The organism is Streptomyces sp. NPDC046203, assembly GCF_040646255.1.
Taxonomy (GTDB): Bacteria; Actinomycetota; Actinomycetes; order Streptomycetales; family Streptomycetaceae; genus Streptomyces.
The window spans coordinates 45047-63696 of sequence record NZ_JBEYZX010000009.1; the positions used below are offsets into that span (position 1 = coordinate 45047).

Below are 18650 nucleotides of genomic sequence, written 5' to 3' on the forward strand. Positions count from 1 at the left end.
CCCTCATGACCACTCCACGGGATCACACCGAGATCACCCTGCTCGTCGACCGGTTCTTCCGGGCCCTGGACGAGCGGACGTTCACGGCGGGCTGGGGCCGTGCCTTCTTCACCGACGACATCGTCAAGGAGACCCCCTTCGGGATCTTCCGGGGCCCCGAGGTCGTCCGCGCGACGGAGGAGGCGGTCGAACGCTTCGACCGTACGCAGCACATGGCGTCCGGAGTCCTCACCGACCAGGCCACCGACGCCGACGCCGACGCCGACGCGGACCCGGGCATGGACGCGGGGTCGGACACCGGGGCGGAGAGCGCCACCGCCTCCTGGGACGCCCTGATGACCCATGTCCACCACGCCGCCACGCTCCGGGAGCGCGGCAGCGGGGCCGATCCCCTGTTCGTCGTGGGCGGCCGTTTCGAGACGGAGCTCCGGCGCACCCCCGAAGGGTGGCGGTTCACCCGGATGGCGGTCCGGCCCGTCTGGACGACGGGACAGCCGCCCCCGGGAATCGACCCCGAGATGCCGTGACGGCGTGGCGGGCGCGGCCTGCCCGCCGGGCTCAGACCAGGACGCCCGCCAGCAGCGACGCGGTGATCGCCGCGCCCTCCCGGGTCAGCACCGACTCCGGGTGGAACTGCACCCCCGCGAACCCGGGCCCGCGCAGCGCGTGCACCTCCCCGTTCGCCGGATCCCGGCTGATCTCGATCCGGTGCAGCGCCAGCTCCGTCGCCGCCGCCTCGTCGCAGCGCGCGGTGAAGCTGTTGTAGAAGCCGACCGTCCGCTCCTGCCCGAACAGATCGATCCGGGTCTGCGCCCCCTGGAACGGGACCCGCTTCCGTACGATCTCCAGGCCCAGCTCCGCCGCGATCAGCTCGTGCCCGAGGCACACGCCCAGCAGCCCGTACCGGTGCCCGCGCAGCAGCTCCGCCGTGAGGCCGCGCAGGAACCGCATCTTCGGGTCGGCCGCGTCCGACGGGTCGCCGGGCCCCGGGCCGAGTACCACCGGCCCCTCGTGCGCGAGCGCGAGTTCCCGCAGTCCCGGCTCGTCGTAGCGCAGGACGGACACGTCCAGGCCCGCGGAGCGCAGCAGATGCGCCAGCATCGCGGTGAAGGTGTCCTCCGCGTCGATCACGAGGGCGTGCCCGGACAGTTCGGCCGACCGGGCCTGCATCCGCAGCCAGAACGGCGCCAGGTCCGCCCGGCGCGCGTCGAGCGCGGCCCGCACCCGGGGATCGTCGGCGAGCCGCGGCCGTTGCCCGGCCCCTCCCGGAGTCCCGCCCGCTCCCGGGGCGCCGGTGCCCGCCGGCCGGCCCTCCCGTACCCCGAGGGCCGCGAGCACGCCCGCAGCCTTGGCGTGGGTCTCGGCGACCTCGCCCGCCGGGTCGGAGTGCCGGACGAGCGTCGCGCCGACCGCGACCCGCAGCGTGCCGTCCGCCGCGATGTCGGCCGTACGGATGAGGATCGGCGAGTCCAGCGTCTGCGCCCCGGACGCGTCGGTGCCCAGCAGCGCCAGCGCCCCCGCGTAGTAGCCGCGGCCGTCCGTCTCGTACCGCTCGATCACCCGGCAGGCGTTCTGCACCGGCGAGCCGGTCACCGTCGCCGCGAACATCGTCTCGCGCAGCACCTCGCGTACGTCGAGCGTGGACCGGCCGCGCAGCTCGTACTCCGTATGGGCGAGGTGCGCCATCTCCTTCAGCCGGGGTCCGATCACCACCCCGCCCTGGTCGCCGACCGTGCACATCATCTTCAGCTCCTCGTCGACCACCATCGACAGCTCCTCCGTCTCCTTGCGGTCGGCGAGGAAGTCCAGGAGCCCGTCGGGCGTCGGCGCGGTGCCCGCCGGATAGCGGTAGGTGCCGCTGATCGGGTTCATCACCACCGTCCCGCCCGACATCCGTACATGCGCCTCGGGGCTCGCCCCGACCAGGGTGCGCTCGCCGGTGTGCACGACGAAGGTCCAGTACGCGCCCCGCTCGCCCACGAGCAGCCGCCGGAACAGGGCCAGCGCGTCGGCCCGGCCGAAGCCCGGGATCCGGCCGGTGAAGGTGCGCCGGATGACGAAGTTGGCGCCTTCGCCGCGCCCGATCTCCTCGTCGATCACCCGCCGCACGATCCGGGCATATGCCTGATCGTCCATGTCGAACCCGCCGTCCTCGACCCGTACGGGGCGCTCCGGCAGCGCGGCGACCACCTCGTCCAGCGGCAGCTCGTACGCCTCCTCGGCCACCAGGACCGACAGCGGGGTGCCGTCGTCGCGGACGTCGAAGCCGCGCTCGCGGATCTGCCGGAACGGGACCAGCGCCAGCGCGGGCCGGGGCCCCACCGGCAGCTCGGCCAGCCGGGCGGCCTCGCGCACCGGCCCGATCAGCACCTCCACGATGTCGTGGTCCCGGCCGGGAGCGCGCCGGCGCAGCAGCGCGAACGGCGGGCAGTCGGCGCCCCGGAGCCGGTCGAGGAGATCAGGGAGATCAGGTCGATCGGGGCGGTCGGAGGGATCGGGGAGACCAGAGGTACCGGGGATTCCGAGGAGATCGGGGAGCGCCGGGGAGGGGTGCGGACGGGAGCGATCCATGGCGGGTGTTCCTTCCTTCGGTGGACCCTGCGGGTCCTTCGGAAGAGGAACGGCCTCCCGGGCGCGGTGCCCGGATACGAGAAAGGCCGCCCCTCGGGCGGCCTTCGCGTGGACTGTGGAAACGCGCAGTCAGTGGGCCGCCGGATGAGCGGTCCACCACCAGTTCTGGACTGTTTGCGCGAACATGGCGCCGATCGTAACGCACCGATCGGTCACAAGGCGTCACGTTCATCTCATCCTTCGGTCACCGTCGTGGACGAACGTCGCGTACCCGTACTGTTGAGGCGTGACCGTGAACGCTGATTTCCACGCCGTCGCCACCCCGGCGACCTGGCGAGACCTGCCCGCGGCGCAGCAGCCCGAGTACCCCGATGCCGAGGCGCTGCGCGATGTCGTCGCGGAGCTCCAGAGCTATCCGCCCCTCGTCTTCGCCGGCGAGTGCGACCAGCTGCGCGCCCGGATGGGAGCCGTCGCCCGTGGCGAGGCGTTCCTGCTCCAGGGCGGCGACTGCGCCGAAGCCTTCGACGGGGTGTCCGCCGAGCAGATCCGGGCGAAGCTGAAGACCCTGCTCCAGATGAGCGCCGTCCTCACCTACGCGGCCTCCGTGCCCGTCGTGAAGGTCGGCCGGATCGCCGGGCAGTACTCCAAGCCCCGCTCCAAGCCCACCGAGACCCGCGACGGGGTGACGCTCCCGACCTACCGGGGCGACTCCGTCAACGGCTTCGACTTCACCGAGGGCGCCCGGATCCCGGACCCCGAGCGGCTGAAGCGGATGTACCACGCGTCCGCCTCCACGCTGAACCTGGTCCGCGCCTTCACCACCGGTGGCTACGCCGACCTGCGCCAGGTGCACGCCTGGAACCAGGACTTCGTGAAGTCGTCCCCGTCGGGCCAGCGCTACGAGCAGCTGGCGCGCGAGATCGACAACGCGCTGAACTTCATGAAGGCATGTGGCACCGACCCGGCCGAGTTCCGCGCGGTGGAGTTCTACGCCTCCCACGAGGCGCTGCTCCTGGACTACGAGGGCGCGCTGACGCGTACCGACTCGCGCACCGGGCAGCTGTACGACACCTCCGGCCACATGGTCTGGATCGGTGAGCGCACCCGGCAGCTCGACCACGCGCACATCGAGTTCGCCTCGAAGATCCAGAACCCGATCGGCATCAAGCTCGGCCCGACGACGACGGCCGAGGACGCGCTGACGTACGTGGACCGGCTGGACCCGGACCGCGAGCCCGGCCGGCTGACCTTCATCGTCCGCATGGGCGCCGACAAGGTCCGCGACAAGCTGCCCGAGCTGGTCGAGAAGGTCACCGCCGCCGGCGCGACCGTCGCCTGGGTGACCGACCCGATGCACGGCAACACCTTCGAGGCGGCCTCCGGCCACAAGACCCGCCGCTTCGACGACGTGCTCGACGAGGTCAAGGGCTTCTTCGAGGTCCACAAGGCGCTTGGCACCCACCCGGGTGGCATCCACGTCGAGCTGACCGGCGACGACGTCACCGAGTGCGTGGGCGGCGGCGACGAGATCTTCGTCGACGACCTGCACCAGCGTTACGAGACGGCCTGCGACCCGCGGCTCAACCGCAGCCAGTCGCTGGACCTGGCGTTCCTGGTGGCGGAGATGTACCGCGACCAGTGACTCGACCGGTCGCTCGCCAGTGAGTGACGGTGAGTGACCCGCCGGGCGGGTGAAGTATGGCAGTGGGGCACGGATCGTTGTGATCCGTGCCCCACTGTCGTATCCGGGGCTTCTGTCCCCCTGGGGTGCCAGGTAAGGTGAGGTTTACCTTATCGATCTCGGCCCCGGTGGGAGGTGGACCGCGTGTACGTGTGCTCGTGCTTCGGCGTCACCGAGCAGCAGGTGAAGCAGCACGCGGAAGCCGGCGCCTGCACGCCCCGCCTGATCGCCTCGGCCACCAAGGCGGGCACGGACTGCGGTTCCTGCGTCCGGCGGATCCAGGGTCTGCTCGGCCGGGGCGCCTGCCCGCGGCGCGAGCTTCTCGACAGCGGCCGCCCGGCGCTCGCGGCCGAGGCGCCGGAGGACCTTCAGGCTGCCGGGACCCCCGGGATGCCGGAGGCCCCGGACGTGACGGAGTCGCCGGAGATCCCGGGGATTCCCGGTATCCCCGGGATTCCCGTCCAGGTGCCGGCCCGGATGCCGGTCCGCCTCGCGGCCGTACCCGACGCGGCGTAGCCGGCCTTCTCCTCGCGCCGGGCGCCCGGCGCGCCGGGCCTCCGCCGCCTCTGCCGCCTCTGCCACCTCGCCCGTTCGATCAGCTCGGCTGCTCGATGAGGGTCGAGATGTAGAGCGCCTCGCCCAGGGACTCGATCAGCTCCAGCTGGGTGTCGAGGTAGTCGATGTGGTGCTCCTCGTCCGCCAGGATCTCCTCGAAGATGTTGGCCGAGGTGATGTCGCCCTTGGTCCGCATGACCTCGATCCCGCGCTTCAGCCGGTCGATCGCCTCCACCTCGACCTGACGGTCCGCCTCGAACATCTCCCGGATCGTCTGTCCCACCCGGACGTGGAAGAGCCGCTGGTAGTTGGGCAGGCCGTCGAGCATCAGGATGCGCTCGGTCAGCTTGTCCGCGTGCTTCATCTCGTCCATGGACTCCTCGCGCGTGTACTTCGCGAGTTTGGTCCAGCCATTGTTGTCCTGGATGCGGTAGTGCAGCCAGTACTGGTTGATCGCGGTCAGCTCGCCGGTCAGCTGCTCATTGAGGAATTCAAGGACCTCGGGGTCGCCCTGCATCGCTACGGGATCCCTTCTCCACGCATGTCGGTGCCGCCCTCGGGCGGGATGGCCGCATCCTCGCAAGCGGGCAGGGGTGACGTCCAGTAAGTTCACGCTTACTAGGAGTTGTCCGGATCGTCGTGATGTTCCAGGGATGTCGGTGCATGGCTGGTCATGACCACCCCTCGCGGTCTGTCACCATAGGTGACATGGGTCAGCCGGAGGAGGGCGGAGCGCGCCGGGAAACAGCGGCGGCGGCAGCGATGCCGGAGCTTCCGCCGGGGCAGCGGCTCCAGCGCGGCTGGCCGGTGACCCACTACGGTCCCGTGCCCCGCTTCAAGCCGGACCGCTGGGATTTCCGGGTCTTCGGGGCGACCGCCGACGGCGACAAGCACTGCTGGAACCACGAGGAGTTCTCCGCGCTGCCCTTCGCCACCGTCGTGGCGGATCTGCACTGCGTGACCAAATTCAGCATGCTCGGGTCCGAGTGGGGCGGGGTGCCCGCCCGGACGATCCTGGAACTGGCACCGCCCGCGCCGCAGGTCACCCATGTGATGGTGTGGGCCGAGTACGGCTACAGCGCCAATATGCGGCTCGCCGACTTCTCCGCCGAACGCACCATCTTCGCCACCCACAAGGACGGCGAGCTGCTCACCGCCGAGCACGGCTTCCCCTTGCGTCTCGTGGTGCCGCACCTGTACGCCTGGAAGGGCCCGAAATGGGTGCGGGGCGTCGAGTACATGGCCGCCGACCGGCGGGGCTTCTGGGAGGAGCGCGGCTACCACAACCTCGGTGACCCATGGCGGGAGCAGCGCTACTCGTACCAGGAGGAGCCGGGCGACGGCCCCGAGTTCTGACCTCCGCTCCCCGGCGTGGCCGGGGCCGGGGGGTGTGCGCGTCAGCCGCGCAGCTTCTTCAGCAGTTCCACGTCGGCCTTGTGCCCGTCCGTGCCGCCCGGCGTCTCGATGATCAGCGGCACGCCGTCGGTGGCCGGGTGCCGCAGCAGCTCCCCGAACGCCTCCTGGCCGATGTGCCCCGCGCCGATGTTCGCGTGCCGGTCCTTGTGCGCGCCGACGACGTCCTTCGAGTCGTTGGCGTGGATCAGCTTCAGCCGGCCCTCGCCGATGACCGACACCAGCTCGTCCAGCGTCCGCGCGGCACCGTCCGGGCCGGTCAGATCATGGCCGGCGGCGAAGATATGACACGTATCCAGGCATATGCCCAGCTTCGGGTGCCGGTCGAGCGCGTCGAAGTACGGCCCGAAGTCCTCCGCCCGGGAACACAGCGAGGAGCCCTGCCCGGCCGTCGATTCGAGCAGCAGGAACGGGTCGTCGTCATGCGTCAGCTCGTCCAGCAGCGGCAGCATCCGCTCCCGTACCTGCGCCAGCGCCTCGGCCCGGGGCCGTCCGCCGGTCGCCGAGCCGGTGTGCACCACCACGCCCTTCGCGCCGATCTCCCGGCCTCGGCGCAGCGAGTGCCGCATCGACTCCACCGACTTCTCCACGGTGGCCTCGGTGTGCGAGCCGAAGTTGATCAGATACGGGGCGTGCACCCAGGCCGACAGGCCCTCGGCCGCGCAGCCGGCCCGGAACAGCTCGTCCTGGGCCGGATTGCCGGCCGGGGTGGCCCAGCCGCGCGGATTGGCGACGAAGACCTGCACGGTCTCCGCGCCGAGTTCGCGCGCGTAGCCGAGACCGGTGGTGGCGAGGCCGCCGGCCACCGGGACATGACCGCCGACGGGATTGCGCATGAGAGTTCAGAGTCCCTTGATCGTGAGGGTGACGGCGGAGCCCTCCGGGGCGTTCTGCCCGCCGGGCACGGACTGGGCGGAGACCTCGTCGCCGAGGAACGGGAAGGTCTTGGAGATCTTCACCGTGAAGCCGGCGCTCTCCAGCGCGTCCTTCGCCTCGTCCACCGTACGGCCCACGACGTCCGGAACGGGAATCATCCTCGGACCCTTGGAGACGGTCAGCGTGAGGGTGTCGCCCTTGGCGGCCCGGCTGCCCACGGCCAGCGACTGCGCGGCGACCGCGCCGGCGTCCACCGGGGACTCGACCCGCTCCGGCGCGACCGCCACCTTCAGACCGGCCTCCTGGAGGGTGGCCGTGGCCTCCGCCACCGCCTGCCCGGTGACGTCCGGGACCGGGACGGGCACGCCCTTGCTGACCTGGAGCGCGATCGCCGAGTCGGGGGCGCGCTCGGTGCCGGGCTCCGGGTCGGAGCCGATCACCGCGCCCTGGGCGACGGACCGGCTGAAGGCGTAGCCGACGACACCGGGCGCGAGCCCCTCGTCGGCCAGCCGCTTCTTCGCCTCGGCGAGCGGGACGCCCTTGAGGTTCGGGACCTTCACCACCTCGGGGCCGCGGGACAGGGTGAGGGTCACCCGGCCGTTGCCGCGGATCCGCTCGCCGGGGGCCGGGTCGACGGCCATGACGGTGCCGCGCTCGTACACGTCGCTGAACGCGCGCTCGGTCGCGCCGACCTCCAGGCCCGTGGAGGCGAGACGCCGGGTGGCCTCGGCCTCGCTCTGGCCGAGGACGGCGGGGACATGGGTGAACTGGCCCGCGTTGATGTACCAGACGCCGGTCCCGATGCCGAGGGCGAGCAGGACGGCGGTGACGATCAGGAGCGGCCCGCGGGTGATCCGGCGGCGGAAACCGGCCGCCGACGCCGAAGATGCCGCCGATGCCGGGGAGGAGGGGGCGGGCGCGGGGGTGGGCAGCACGCTGGTGTGCTCCACGGGCATCGGCCGGAGCCGGGGGATCACACTGGTCCGCGCCTCCGACTCGGCGTCCCCGGTGCCCGCCGCCGGCTCCTTGGCCTGCGGCGGTACGGCGTCCAGCTGGGCGTCGTCGAGCCGGGCCCGCGCCTCGCGGACCAGGGCGAGCAGCGCCACCGCGTCGCCGGGCCGCGCCTCGCGGTCGCGGGCCGTCGCCGCGGCCACCAGCGCGTCCAGCTCGGGGGCGAGCCCCGGGACGGCGGCGGACGGCGCGGGCATGTCGGTGCGCAGGTGCTGGTAGAGGATCTGGGCCGGGGTGTCGCCGGTGTACGGCTTGGCGCCGGTCAGCATCTCGTACAGGACGACCCCGCACGCGTACACGTCGGCCCGGGTGTCGGCGCTGCCGTCCTCGATCTGCTCCGGCGCGAGGTAGGAGACGGTGCCGAGGACCGAGCCGGTGGTGTCGGTGACCGAGCCCACGGCCCGCACCAGGCCGAAGTCGGCGACCTTCACCCGGCCGTCGTCGCCGATCAGGACGTTCTCCGGCTTCATGTCCCGGTGCACGAACCCGGCCCGGTGCGCGGCGCCCAGCGCGGCGAGCACCGGCTCCAGGACGTCGAGGGCCGCGCGCGGCCGCAGCGCGCCGCGCTCGCGCAGCACGTCCCGCAGGGTGCAGCCGGCGACGTACTCCATGGCCAGATAGACGTAGGCGCCGTCCGCGCCCTGGTCGAAGACCCCGACGACATTCGGGTGGGCGAGACGGGCGACGGACTTCGCCTCCCGCATGAACCGCTCCACGAACGCGGCGTCCGTGGCGAGGTCCGGGTGCATCACCTTGAGCGCGAGCTCGCGGTCGAGCCGGGTGTCCACGGCCCGGTAGACCGTGGCCATCCCGCCGACGGCGATGCGCGCGTCGACGCGGTAGCGGCCGTCGAGCAGCCGCCCGACGAGGGGGTCCTGAAGGGTCGTGTCCACCCGTCGAGTCTACGAGGGCCCGGACCGGGCCCCGTCCGTCCGGCCGGGCTCTGCAGCGCTCTTGTGACGTGCTTGATCGGCGTCGGGCTGGGCGGTCAGATCCTGCGCAGTTCGCCGCGCAGGATGCCGGCGACGAAGGTGTCGTACTCGGCGTCGTCGAAGATGTGCGGCGGCTTGTGCTTGTTCTTGGAGTCGCGGATCGCGACGATCCCGCTCTCGAGGAAGGCGACCTCTACGCAGTTGGTCCCGCCGCTGCTGGCGGTCTTCCACTCGGCTCCGTCGAGCTGGCCGGCGAGCCAGGCGGGGTCGAGGTCGTTCTTGTTCATGACGCGAGTTCCTTGGCGATCGTTTTGAGCAGGGACAGGGATGCCTTCTGGCTGAGGGCATCCGATTTCAGATGGTTGCTGGTGGCGCGGTAGACCTCGACCGACTCGTGGTCGGTGAGATGCAGGCGTGCGCGGGTGGCTTCGATCGTGACGGTGTCGGCACCGGTGGCGAACGACATCAGCATGAACGGGCCGTCCATACCCGCGTGCGCCCCGGCGCTCAGCGGCACCCCGAGCCTCCGAAGGCGGCTCGCGGCAAAGGAGTTGGCACGGCTTCAGCAGCTCTAGACTCCTGGGCTCCCCGATCTGCCCCATCGCCGGGCCTCAGGGGTTGGAGCCGCGGTCCCGCGAGCTCCAGACGATCATTCCCGACCACGTGGAGGTTGTTCCGATGCCCGAGAAGGTCACCAAGGAGAAGGTGCTCGTCTACGTCGTGCGCGACGGGCGGCTGCTGGTGTTCCGGCACACCGACTACAGCTATGAGGAGGTCGGCATCCAGGTCCCGGCCGGCAGCATCCGCCCCGGGGAGACCCCGGAGGCCGCCGCTCTGCGGGAGGCCCGTGAGGAGACCGGCCTGAGCGACTTCAAGATCGTGCGCAAGCTCGGCGAGACCGAGTACGACATCAGCCCGTACCGGTTCGAGATCCAGCACCGGCACGTCTTCCACCTGGAGCTCACCGAGCCCACCCCGGAGCGGTGGATGAGCCAGGAGGACCACGACGGCGAGCAGGAGCCCACCCGCTTCGAGTGCTTCTGGATCCCGCTGGAGGCCGCTCACATCCTCCAGTCCGGCCAGGGCGCCCTGCTGGGACGCCTGTCCGACTGAGTCTTGACCGGTCACGGCAGCGAGGGAGGCAGCCGATGCACCGCACCACCGGACAGCACCACCCGATCGACCGGCTCTACCGGAGCCTGGAGCCCGAGGACACCAGCACGGCGGTGTCGGTGATCGTCAAGCTGCGCGGGGAGACCTGTGACATCGACTGCCCCCACTGCTACGAGAAGCGCAAGGAGGCCCGGCGGAGCCCGGATCAGCGCCGACCGGATCGGGCAACTGGCCCGGCTTTTCCGGGGCCGCCCGCTCGCCGTCGAACTCCACGGCGGGGAGCCGCTGACCGCCGGCCGAGCCCCGGGCCGGCCCGCCACTGTCCGCTGATGGGGTCTGCGGTGAGGCAGCTCCCCCGTCGGCCGGGTTCTCGTCGACGACGTGCTGGGCCCCGTTACGGCTCCGGGGCCCGGCCCCCCCACCCGGGAGGGCTCAGAACGCCGGGCGTTCCGGGTCCAGCAGGGCCAGGCCCTCCCGGGGTGAGGACGCCTCCGCGAAGTGCCGGCGCGGGATCCGCCCCGCCCGGTAGGCGAGCCGACCCGCCTCGACCGCGTGCCGCATCGCCCCGGCCATGAGCACCGGGTCCTGGGCCCGGGTCACCGCCGAGGCGAGCATCACCGCCGCGCACCCCAGCTCCATCGCGAGGGCCGCGTCCGAGGCCGTGCCCGCCCCCGCGTCGAGGATCACCGGCACCCCCGCCGCCGCCGTGATCAGCTCGAAGTTGTGCGGGTTGCGGATGCCGAGCCCGGAGCCGATCGGCGAGCCGAGCGGCATGACCGCCGCGCAGCCCGCGTCCTCCAGCTTCCGCGCGAGCACCGGGTCGTCATTGGTGTACGGCAGCACCGTGAATCCGTCGTCCACCAGCGTCTCCGCCGCGTCGAGCAGTTCCACCGGGTCCGGCAGCAGGGTCCGCTCGTCGGCGATGACCTCCAGCTTGATCCAGTCCGTGCCGAGGGCCTCCCGGGCCAGCCGCGCCGTCAGCACCGCCTCGCCCGCCGTGAAGCAGCCGGCGGTGTTCGGCAGGACCTGGATGCCCCGCCGTTCGAGGACGGAGAGGACGGAGCCGCGCACCGTCGGGTCGAGGCGGCGCATGGCGACCGTGGTCAGTTCCGTACCGCTCGCGACCAGGGAGCGGTCGAGCACGTCGAGGCTGGGCGCCCCGCCGGTGCCCATGACCAGGCGCGAGGAGAACTCCCTGCCGCCGAGCAGGAACACGTCGTCGGACATCGCGCTCAGCCTCCCTGGACCGCGGTGAGGATCTCCACCCGGTCGCCCTCGCCGAGCCGGGTCGCCGCCCACTGGCCGCGCGGGACGACGGTCTCGTTGACGGCGGCGGCCACGCCGGAGGGGGCCGGGGTGAACTCGGCGACCAGCTCCGCGAGGGCCGTCGGCCCGGCCAGCGTCCGGGCCCGGCCGTTGACGGTCACGGCCACGGAAGTGCCGGAAGCCGTGCCGCTGCCGGAACCGCTGTCCGTACCGCTGTCGCTGTCCGTACCGCTGTCGGTCTCGGTGCCGGTGTCGGTGTTCATGCGTACTCCAGGGAGGTGGGCGCGAAACGGCGGGCGGTGAACGGGCGCGCTTCCTCGGGCAGCGAGCCGCTGGTCAGCGCCTCGGCCAGGGCGTCGCCGGTGACGGGGGCGAGCAGCACCCCGTTGCGGTGATGCCCGGTCGCCAGATGCAGTCCGGCGAGCGCGCTCGGGCCGAGCAGCGGCGCGTTGTCGGGGGAGCCGGGCCGCAGCCCGGCACGGGTCTCGGTGAGCGGCAGCTCGGTGATGCCGGGCACCAGCTCATGGGCGTCGCGCAGCAGCTCGTACACCCCACCGGCGGTCACCGTGGTGTCGAAGCCCTGCTCCTCGGTGGTGGCGCCGACGACCAGCTCGCCGTTCTCGCGCGGCACGAGATAGACCTGGCTGCCGCGGACCATCGCGCGCACGGTCCGGGACAGGAACGGCGCGTACGCGGGCGGCACCCGCAGCCGCACCACCTGCCCCTTCACCGGCCGGACCGGGGGCACGGCGTGCGCCGGCACGCCGTCGAGCCGGCCGCTCAGCGAGCCCCCGGCGAGCACCACCTGCCCGGCCGCCGGCGCGCTGCCGTCGGCGAGGACCGCGCCCGCGGCCCGGTCCCGCACCACCGTGAGCCGCTCGGCCCGCGCCCGGTGGAACACCACCCCGGCCCGCTCGCACGCCACCAGCAGCGCGTCCGTGAGCCGCCGCGGATCGACCTGGTGGTCGCCGTCCACCCGCAGCCCGCCGCGCACCCCCGGGGCCAGCATCGGTTCGAGCCGCCGGCATTCGCGGCCGCTCAGCCACTGCGAGACGAGCCCGCAGCGGTTCTGGAGCGCGTGCAGTTCGCGCAGGTGCGCCCGGTCGTCGGCGTCCAGCGCGACGGCGAGGGTGCCGCAGGCGCGGTAACCGACGTCCAGACCGCCGGTGGCGTCGGCGAGTTCGGCGACGAACCCGGGATAGCGGCGCGCCGAGGCGAGGTTGAGACCGAGCAGGGTCTCCTCGCCGTAGTGGAGTTCGGTGACGGCGGCGAGCATGCCGGCCGCCACCCGGGCGGCCCCGCCGCCCGGTTCGGGGTCGGCCACGGCGGTGCGCAGCCCGCGCTGCGCGGCCCGCCAGGCCGTGACCAGGCCGATGATTCCGCCCCCGATGACGAGGACGTCGACTGCGGCTTTGACCGCGGCCGTTCCGGAAGTACGCGACATGGGCGTCCAGCCCCTCCCTTCGCCGGCATGACCCGGATCAGGTTCGTACGGTCGGAGGCCGGTCAGCCTCCCTCTCAGCCCGGTGCGTCCGGGCTCCCGCGAGTGCTCTACGGCCGCCACACTAGCCCTCGTCCGGGGCGCGCCACAGGGCGCCTCCGGCCACCCCCGGGAACTGACGGCATGTCAGGTGGGTCCGGTGCGTAGGGTGGCCGGGTGAGCGAGCAGAAGCAGGTACCCCACCACGTCGTGATCGCCGGTGCCGGGATGGCGGGCGTCCAGACCGCCGTCGCCCTGCGCGAACAGGGCTTCACCGGCCCCGTCACCCTCATCGGCGCCGAGCCGCACCAGCCCTACGACCGGCCCCCGCTGTCCAAGGCCGTGCTCCTCGGCAAGGCCGAGGACTCCGCCTTCGACATCGACTTCGACTCCCTCGGCGTCGAACTCCGCCTCGGCGTCGAGGTCACCGGGCTCCGCCCGGCCGACCACGAGATCGACACCGAGGCCGGCCCCGTCCCGTACGGCACCCTCGTCGTCGCCACCGGCGCCCACCCGCTCACCCTGCCCGGCGGCGAGGGCGTCCCCGGCGTCCACCTGCTGCGCACCCTCGACGACGCCGGCCGCCTCGGCGCCGTCCTCAAAGAGCGGCGCGACGTCGTCGTGGTCGGGGCCGGCTGGATCGGCGCCGAGTTCGCCACCGCCGCGCGCGAGGCCGGCTGCGCCGTCACCGTCGTCGAGGCCGCCGACCGGCCGCTGGCCGGCGCCCTGCCCGCCGAGGTGACCGTGCCCATGGCCCGCTGGTACGCCGAGAGCGGCGCCGAACTCCGGCTCAACGCGCGCGTGGAGCACATCGAGCCGGGCCGGGTCGTCCTCGCCGAGGGCGCCGGGCGCTCCGGCGAGCGCACCGCCCTGCCCGCCGACGCCGTCGTCGTCGGCATCGGCGCCCGCCCCGCCACCGGCTGGCTGGCCGGCTCCGGCGCCGCCCTCGACCCGGACGGCGCGATCACCGCCGACGACCGGCTGCGCACCTCGCTGCCCGACGTGTACGCGGTCGGCGACTGCGCGTCCTTCCCGTCCGCCCGCTACGGCACCCGGCTGCTCGTCCACCACTGGGACAACGCCCTCCAGGGCCCCCGTACCGTCGCCGCCGACATCGTCGCCGAGACCGCGCGCACGGCCGCCGCGAGCGTCGGCGCGGGCGAGGGCGAGGGGGACGGGACCGATGCGGGGGATTCGGGTGCGGGTGCGGGTGCCGGGGTGCCGTCGCCCGCGCCGTACGACCCGGTGCCCTACTTCTGGTCCGAGCAGTTCGGCCGCTTCGTCCAGTACGCCGGCCATCACGCCGATACCGACACCCTGCTGTGGCGCGGCGACCCGGCCGAGCCGGCCTGGAGCGTGCTGTGGCTGCGCGACGGCGCCGTCCGCGCCCTGCTGGCCGTCGGCCGTCCGCGCGACCTCGCTCAGGGCCGCCGGCTGATCGAGAGCGGCGCCGAGGTCGACCCGGCGAAGGCCGCCGACCCGGCCGTCCCCCTGAAGGCGGCACTCCGGTAGGGCCCGACTACCGGCTGTCGGTCCGAGATGGCACGCTTGTCCCGTGACCGAGATTGACGCAAGAACCGATGCTCTCGTCCCCTCCTGGCTCTACCTCCCCGACATCGCGGAGCTCCTCGACATCGAGGTGACGCGCGTCCGGCAGATGGTCAAGGAGGGCCAGCTCATCGCCGTACGCCGCGGCGAGAACAACGCGCTCCAGGTGCCCGCCGCCTTCATCCAGGACGGCAAGGTGGTCAAGGGCCTCGTCGGGCTCCTGACCCTCCTCAAGGACGACGGCTTCTCCGACGAAGAGATGCTGGAGTGGCTGTTCACTCCGGACGAGAGCCTGCCCGGCACCCCCGCGCAGGCCCTCGCCGAGAATCGCGGCACGGAGGTGAAGCGCCGCGCCCAGGCGCTCGCCGTCTGACCCGAGAAGCCCGCACATCCGCACCCGTACGTCCGGGTGTCCGTACGCCCGTACGCGTCCAGCCGGACGTGTGCGGGCGTACGGCGCGCGGACGCCGGGCCGGCCCCGCTCCGGCCGGCCGGTCCGGCACCATCCGAGGGGGAGAAGCTTTTCCATGGAGTCCGCACCGCCCATGCCGTCCGCGCCAACCACACAGTCCGTGTCGGCCGCACTTTCCGCCCGGCCCGTGCCGTCGCCCCGCACCTCGCCCCGCACCCCGCCCCGCGACCGGCTCGCCGCCGCCCGGCTCTACCTGTGCACCGACGCCCGCAAGCGCCAGGGCGACCTGCCGGACTTCCTCGACGCCGTGCTCTCCTCCGGCGTGGACGTCGTCCAGCTCCGCGACAAGGGCATGGAAGCCGGTGAGGAACTGGACCATCTGGCCGTCCTCGCCGACGCCTGCCGCCGCCACGGCGCGCTCCTCTCCGTCAACGACCGGGCCGACGTCGCCCACGCCGTCCGCTCCGACGTGCTCCACCTCGGCCAGGGCGACCTGCCGGTGCCCGCCGCCCGCGCGATCCTCGGCGACCAGGTGCTGATCGGCCGCTCCTGCCACGCCGAGTCGGAGGTGGCCGCGGCCGCCGCCGAACCGGGCGTCGACTACTTCTGCACCGGGCCCTGCTGGCCCACCCCCACCAAGCCCGGACGGTATGCCCCGGGCCTCGGCCTCGTCCGGTACGCGGCCTCCCTGGCCCAGGACCGGCCCTGGTTCGCCATCGGCGGCATCGACGAGACCAACCTGGACCAGGTGATGGACGCGGGCGCCCGCCGGATCGTGGTCGTCCGCGCGCTCACCGAGGCCACCGACCCCGCCGCCGCGGCGGCCGCCCTCGCCCGCCGCATCCGCGAACGCGACCCGGCGCGCGAGACCGCCGCGCCGGTCGCCTGAGTCGCGTAAGGCGTCCGGGCAAGGCGTCGGGTAAGGCGTCGGGTAGGGCGTCCGGGCAAGGCGTCGGGTAGGCGTCGGGCAAGGCGTTCGCGCGGGCCCGGGGAGGGCTCTTCGGGGGTGCCAGCGGGTGGCGGGACGGTGTCCGCAGCCGCATCCGCCGGTTGTCCATTAAGCGGACATGCCCCCGCCGCACCCCGGGCCCCGTCTAACCTGCCGGTATGGCCCTTGGTACCGCTTCCGTCCGTCCGGACCGTGCGCGCACGGTCCGCGACATCCTCGCCTCCGGTGGCACCTCGTACTCCTTCGAGTTCTTCGCGCCGCGCAGCGAGAAGAGCGAGCAGAGCCTCTGGAACGCCATGCGCCGCATCGAGGCGGTCGCCCCGAGCTTCGTCTCCGTGACGTACGGCGCCGGCGGCTCCACCCGCGGCGGCACCGTCAAGGCCACCCAGAAGATCGCCGCCGACACCACGCTCACCCCGGTCGCCCATCTGACCGCGGTCGACCACTCCGTCGCCGAACTGCGCAACGTCCTCGGCCAGTACGCCGACGTCGGCATCCGCAACATGCTCGCCGTCCGCGGCGACCCGCCGGGCGACCCGCTCGGCGACTGGATCGCCCACCCCGAGGGCGTCCACTACGCGGCCGACCTGGTCCGGCTGATCAAGGAGTCCGGCGACTTCTGCGTGGGCGTCGCCGCCTTCCCCGAGATGCACCCGCGCTCCACCGACTGGGACACCGACATCCGCCACTTCGTGGAGAAGTGCCGGGCGGGCGCCGACTACGCCATCACCCAGATGTTCTTCGACCCGGAGGCGTATCTGCGACTGCGCGACAGCGTGGCGAAGGCCGGCTGCGACACGCCGATCATCCCCGAGGTCATGCCCGTGATCAGCGTGAAGACCCTGGAACGGCTGCCCTTGCTGAGCAACGCGGCCTTCCCGGCGGACGTCAGGGACCGCATCCACGCGGTGAAGGACGATCCGGCCGCTGTACGCTCCTTGGGGATCGAGTTCGCGACCGAGTTCTGCGCGCGGCTGCTCTCCGAGGGTGTCCCCGGACTGCACTTCATCACGCTCAACAACTCCGTGGCGACGCTCGAGATCTACGAGAATCTCGGACTGCACCAGCAGTCCTGACCGGCCCTACCCGCCCTTACCCGCGGCGGCGGCCGAAGGAGAGGGGCGGGCATGGGGTGGACGGTCCTCTACATCGCGTTCGGAGTGGTGGCGCTCTGGCTGCTGGGTGAAGTGCTGCTGCAGTACAAGGCGCGACTGCGCTGGCGTCTGCTCGCCTTCGGCGGCTTCCTCGGCGTGGTCCTCGGCGTGCTGCTGCCGTCGGTGCTGGTGATCGTCATCGGCGCCCTCGCCTTCGCCACCGGCCAGATCCTCGTCACCCTCTCCTTCCGGCGTGGCTTCTCCACCGGCTGGGCCATCGGCGGCAAGCCGGGCGCCAGCCGCCGCCGCAGGGCGGGCGGCGGCAAGAGCCGGGAGAGCGCGACCCTGGAGGTCAGCGACCTTACGTACGAGGACGCCGCCCAGGAGCCCGGCGCCGACCCCGCCGCCCCGGCGGGCCCCGACGCCGCCGCGCCCACCGCGGTGTACGCGACGGAGCCGATGCCCGAGGACACCGGCAACTACGGGGTCTACGACGGCTCCTACGGCCACCCGGCCGCCCATTCCGCCCAGGCCGCCCATTCCGCCCCGGCCGCTCAGGCCGAGGATCAGACGGCGGCCTACGCCGACCCGTACGCCCCCGGAGCCGGATACGGGCAGCACCAGCCCGCCTACGACTACGGCACCGGCGACCAGCAGAGCTATGCCGCCTACTCCGACCCGTACATCGGCGGCGGCCAGTCCCAGGACCCCTACCAGCAGCCCTACGCCGACCCGTACGCCTCCTCGTACGGCGGCTACGACACCCCGCCCGGCGGCGTCTGGGTCCCGCAGCAGCGCGACCCGGGGCAGCAGCCCGCGTACCCGCCCTACCCGCCGGAGCAGGATCCCCACGGGCCGCACGAGCCCCACGAGCCGCACGAGCCGCAGGGGCACTACGGCCAGGGCGGCCACGGCGGCCAGGGTGGCAACGGCGGTGACCAGCACTACCGCTGAGCGGGGATCACGGCCGCCCGCCGCCTCCCTGGCCGGGCGGCCGGGCCCTCCCCGGCCCGCCGCCTACGCCAGGACCTTGAGCAGTTCCTTGGCGAGGACGCCGGACGACGCCGGGTTCTGACCCGTGTGGAGATTGCGGTCGACCACGGTGTACGGCTTCCACATCTCGCCGCGCTCGAACCGTACGCCCAGTTCCTTCAGTTGGTCCTCCAACAGCCACGGGGCCTGGGCGGCCAGCCCGACGGCGTCCTCCTCGTCGTTGGTGAAGCCGGTGACCCGGTAGCCGGCGAAGGGCGAGACCCCGCGCACCCGGGTGGCCAGCATCGCGGCGGGGGCGTGGCAGACCACCGCGAGCGGCTTGCCCGAGGCGAGTGCCTCGGTCAGCAGCCGGCCCGCGTCGGCGTCCTGCCACAGGTCCTCCATCGGACCGTGGCCGCCGGGGAAGTAGACGGCGTCGTAGTCCTCCAGCCGGGCCTCGGACAGCCGGATCGGCCGCCGGAGTTCCTCCGCGCGCCGGATGACGCCCTCCAGCGCCAGGGCGCCGTCGGCGCCGCCCGCCATCTCGGGGCGCAGGCTCATCATGTCGACGGTGGGGACCACCGCGCCGGGGGAGGCCACCACGACCTGGTGGCCGGCGTCCGTGATCGTCTCGTACGGCGCCGCGAACTCCTCGGCCCAGTAGCCGGTGGCGTGCCGGGTGCCGTCCTTGAGGGTCCAGTAGGGGGATGCGGTCAGTACGAAGAGCAGCTTGGCCATCGTCGGTCACTCCAGCGTCCGGGGTCACGGCCCGCGTCC

Annotated in this window: 21 protein-coding genes and 1 riboswitch; of the genes, 10 read left to right on the forward strand and 11 right to left on the reverse strand. The window is 72.9% G+C overall.

The genetic code is table 11. The features are described from left to right. Positions 1–5: 5 nt before the first annotated feature. A complete protein-coding gene (locus ABZ990_RS10235) occupies positions 6–527 on the forward strand; it encodes a nuclear transport factor 2 family protein (protein WP_361228245.1) in 522 nt (173 codons plus the stop codon). 31 nt (positions 528–558) lie between these two features. Here ABZ990_RS10235 and ABZ990_RS10240 read toward each other — a convergent pair whose 3' ends face one another. Together ABZ990_RS10240 and ABZ990_RS10245 are read right to left on the reverse strand one after the other, a co-directional pair. Continuing rightward, positions 559–2571 (reverse strand): anthranilate synthase family protein, encoded by a 2013-nt coding sequence (locus ABZ990_RS10240; RefSeq protein ID WP_361228247.1) that lies wholly within the window; start codon positions 2569–2571, stop codon positions 559–561. Positions 2572–2700: 129 nt separating this feature from the next. Then, complete coding sequence (locus ABZ990_RS10245) at positions 2701–2757, reverse strand: trp operon leader peptide (protein ID WP_359875241.1); 57 nt, start codon at positions 2755–2757, stop codon at positions 2701–2703. A 100-nt stretch (positions 2758–2857) separates the two neighbouring features. On the opposite strand from ABZ990_RS10245, the gene ABZ990_RS10250 reads away from it, so the two are divergent. Next, positions 2858–4213 (forward strand): class II 3-deoxy-7-phosphoheptulonate synthase, encoded by a 1356-nt coding sequence (locus tag ABZ990_RS10250; RefSeq protein ID WP_361228250.1) that lies wholly within the window; start codon positions 2858–2860, stop codon positions 4211–4213. Between the two features lie 183 nt (positions 4214–4396). Continuing rightward, a complete protein-coding gene (locus ABZ990_RS10255; protein WP_361228252.1) occupies positions 4397–4768 on the forward strand; it encodes a (2Fe-2S)-binding protein in 372 nt (123 codons plus the stop codon). Between the two features lie 79 nt (positions 4769–4847). Here the strand turns inward: ABZ990_RS10255 and bfr are convergent, their stop codons facing one another. After that, complete coding sequence (gene bfr, locus ABZ990_RS10260) at positions 4848–5324, reverse strand: bacterioferritin (RefSeq protein ID WP_361228255.1); 477 nt, start codon at positions 5322–5324, stop codon at positions 4848–4850. A 191-nt stretch (positions 5325–5515) separates the two neighbouring features. Here bfr and ABZ990_RS10265 point away from each other — a divergent pair, with 191 nt between their 5' ends. Continuing rightward, positions 5516–6163, forward strand: a complete 648-nt coding sequence (locus tag ABZ990_RS10265; protein ID WP_361228257.1) for a sulfite oxidase-like oxidoreductase — start codon at positions 5516–5518, stop codon at positions 6161–6163. A gap of 41 nt (positions 6164–6204) precedes the next feature. On the opposite strand, the gene ABZ990_RS10270 is transcribed toward ABZ990_RS10265, so the two are convergent. The 4 genes from ABZ990_RS10270 to ABZ990_RS10285 all read right to left on the reverse strand — a co-directional run bounded on the left by ABZ990_RS10270 (position 6205) and on the right by ABZ990_RS10285 (position 9556). After that, positions 6205–7056 carry a deoxyribonuclease IV gene (locus ABZ990_RS10270; protein WP_361228260.1) on the reverse strand — a complete coding sequence of 284 codons (852 nt, stop codon included), beginning with the start codon at positions 7054–7056 and terminating at the stop codon, positions 6205–6207. Between the two features lie 6 nt (positions 7057–7062). Further along, the gene (pknB, locus tag ABZ990_RS10275) at positions 7063–9000 is read right to left on the reverse strand and encodes a Stk1 family PASTA domain-containing Ser/Thr kinase (protein ID WP_361228263.1); all 1938 of its coding nucleotides are present in this window, start codon (positions 8998–9000) and stop codon (positions 7063–7065) included. Positions 9001–9095: 95 nt separating this feature from the next. After that, positions 9096–9326, reverse strand: coding sequence for a DUF397 domain-containing protein (locus ABZ990_RS10280; protein ID WP_361228266.1), 231 nt, complete (start codon positions 9324–9326; stop codon positions 9096–9098). Next, positions 9323–9556: a Scr1 family TA system antitoxin-like transcriptional regulator gene (locus ABZ990_RS10285; RefSeq protein ID WP_361228269.1), complete on the reverse strand. Its 234-nt coding sequence runs from the start codon at positions 9554–9556 to the stop codon at positions 9323–9325. The genes ABZ990_RS10280 and ABZ990_RS10285 overlap by 4 nt, the downstream gene beginning before the upstream one ends. 161 nt (positions 9557–9717) lie before the next feature. Here ABZ990_RS10285 and ABZ990_RS10290 point away from each other — a divergent pair, with 161 nt between their 5' ends. Next, the gene (locus ABZ990_RS10290) at positions 9718–10152 is read left to right on the forward strand and encodes an NUDIX domain-containing protein (protein WP_361228272.1); all 435 of its coding nucleotides are present in this window, start codon (positions 9718–9720) and stop codon (positions 10150–10152) included. A gap of 432 nt (positions 10153–10584) precedes the next feature. Here ABZ990_RS10290 and ABZ990_RS10295 read toward each other — a convergent pair whose 3' ends face one another. From ABZ990_RS10295 to thiO, 3 genes are all read right to left on the reverse strand, one after another. Continuing rightward, positions 10585–11379 (reverse strand): thiazole synthase, encoded by a 795-nt coding sequence (locus tag ABZ990_RS10295; protein WP_361228275.1) that lies wholly within the window; start codon positions 11377–11379, stop codon positions 10585–10587. Positions 11380–11384: 5 nt separating this feature from the next. Beyond that, on the reverse strand, positions 11385–11681 hold the full coding sequence (thiS, locus tag ABZ990_RS10300; protein WP_361228278.1) for a sulfur carrier protein ThiS: 297 nt from the start codon (positions 11679–11681) through the stop codon (positions 11385–11387). Then, positions 11678–12862 carry a glycine oxidase ThiO gene (thiO, locus tag ABZ990_RS10305; RefSeq protein WP_361228281.1) on the reverse strand — a complete coding sequence of 395 codons (1185 nt, stop codon included), beginning with the start codon at positions 12860–12862 and terminating at the stop codon, positions 11678–11680. Before thiO ends, thiS begins: the two co-directional genes overlap by 4 nt. Further along, a riboswitch (TPP riboswitch) is annotated at positions 12860–12972 on the reverse strand. (Overlaps the previous gene by 3 nt.) A gap of 103 nt (positions 12973–13075) precedes the next feature. Between thiO and ABZ990_RS10310 the strand changes: the two genes are divergently transcribed. The 5 genes from ABZ990_RS10310 to ABZ990_RS10330 all read left to right on the forward strand — a co-directional run bounded on the left by ABZ990_RS10310 (position 13076) and on the right by ABZ990_RS10330 (position 17855). Further along, on the forward strand, positions 13076–14410 hold the full coding sequence (locus ABZ990_RS10310) for an FAD-dependent oxidoreductase (protein WP_361228284.1): 1335 nt from the start codon (positions 13076–13078) through the stop codon (positions 14408–14410). Between the two features lie 43 nt (positions 14411–14453). Beyond that, positions 14454–14819, forward strand: a complete 366-nt coding sequence (locus tag ABZ990_RS10315) for an Rv2175c family DNA-binding protein (protein WP_361228287.1) — start codon at positions 14454–14456, stop codon at positions 14817–14819. Positions 14820–15045: 226 nt separating this feature from the next. Beyond that, positions 15046–15747, forward strand: coding sequence for a thiamine phosphate synthase (thiE, locus tag ABZ990_RS10320; protein WP_361228667.1), 702 nt, complete (start codon positions 15046–15048; stop codon positions 15745–15747). A gap of 218 nt (positions 15748–15965) precedes the next feature. Then, a complete protein-coding gene (gene metF, locus ABZ990_RS10325) occupies positions 15966–16883 on the forward strand; it encodes a methylenetetrahydrofolate reductase [NAD(P)H] (protein ID WP_361228289.1) in 918 nt (305 codons plus the stop codon). 51 nt (positions 16884–16934) lie between these two features. After that, on the forward strand, positions 16935–17855 hold the full coding sequence (locus ABZ990_RS10330; RefSeq protein WP_361228292.1) for a hypothetical protein: 921 nt from the start codon (positions 16935–16937) through the stop codon (positions 17853–17855). Between the two features lie 63 nt (positions 17856–17918). Here ABZ990_RS10330 and ABZ990_RS10335 read toward each other — a convergent pair whose 3' ends face one another. Next, positions 17919–18611 carry a type 1 glutamine amidotransferase domain-containing protein gene (locus ABZ990_RS10335; RefSeq protein ID WP_361228294.1) on the reverse strand — a complete coding sequence of 231 codons (693 nt, stop codon included), beginning with the start codon at positions 18609–18611 and terminating at the stop codon, positions 17919–17921. Between the last annotated feature and the right edge of the window lie 39 nt (positions 18612–18650).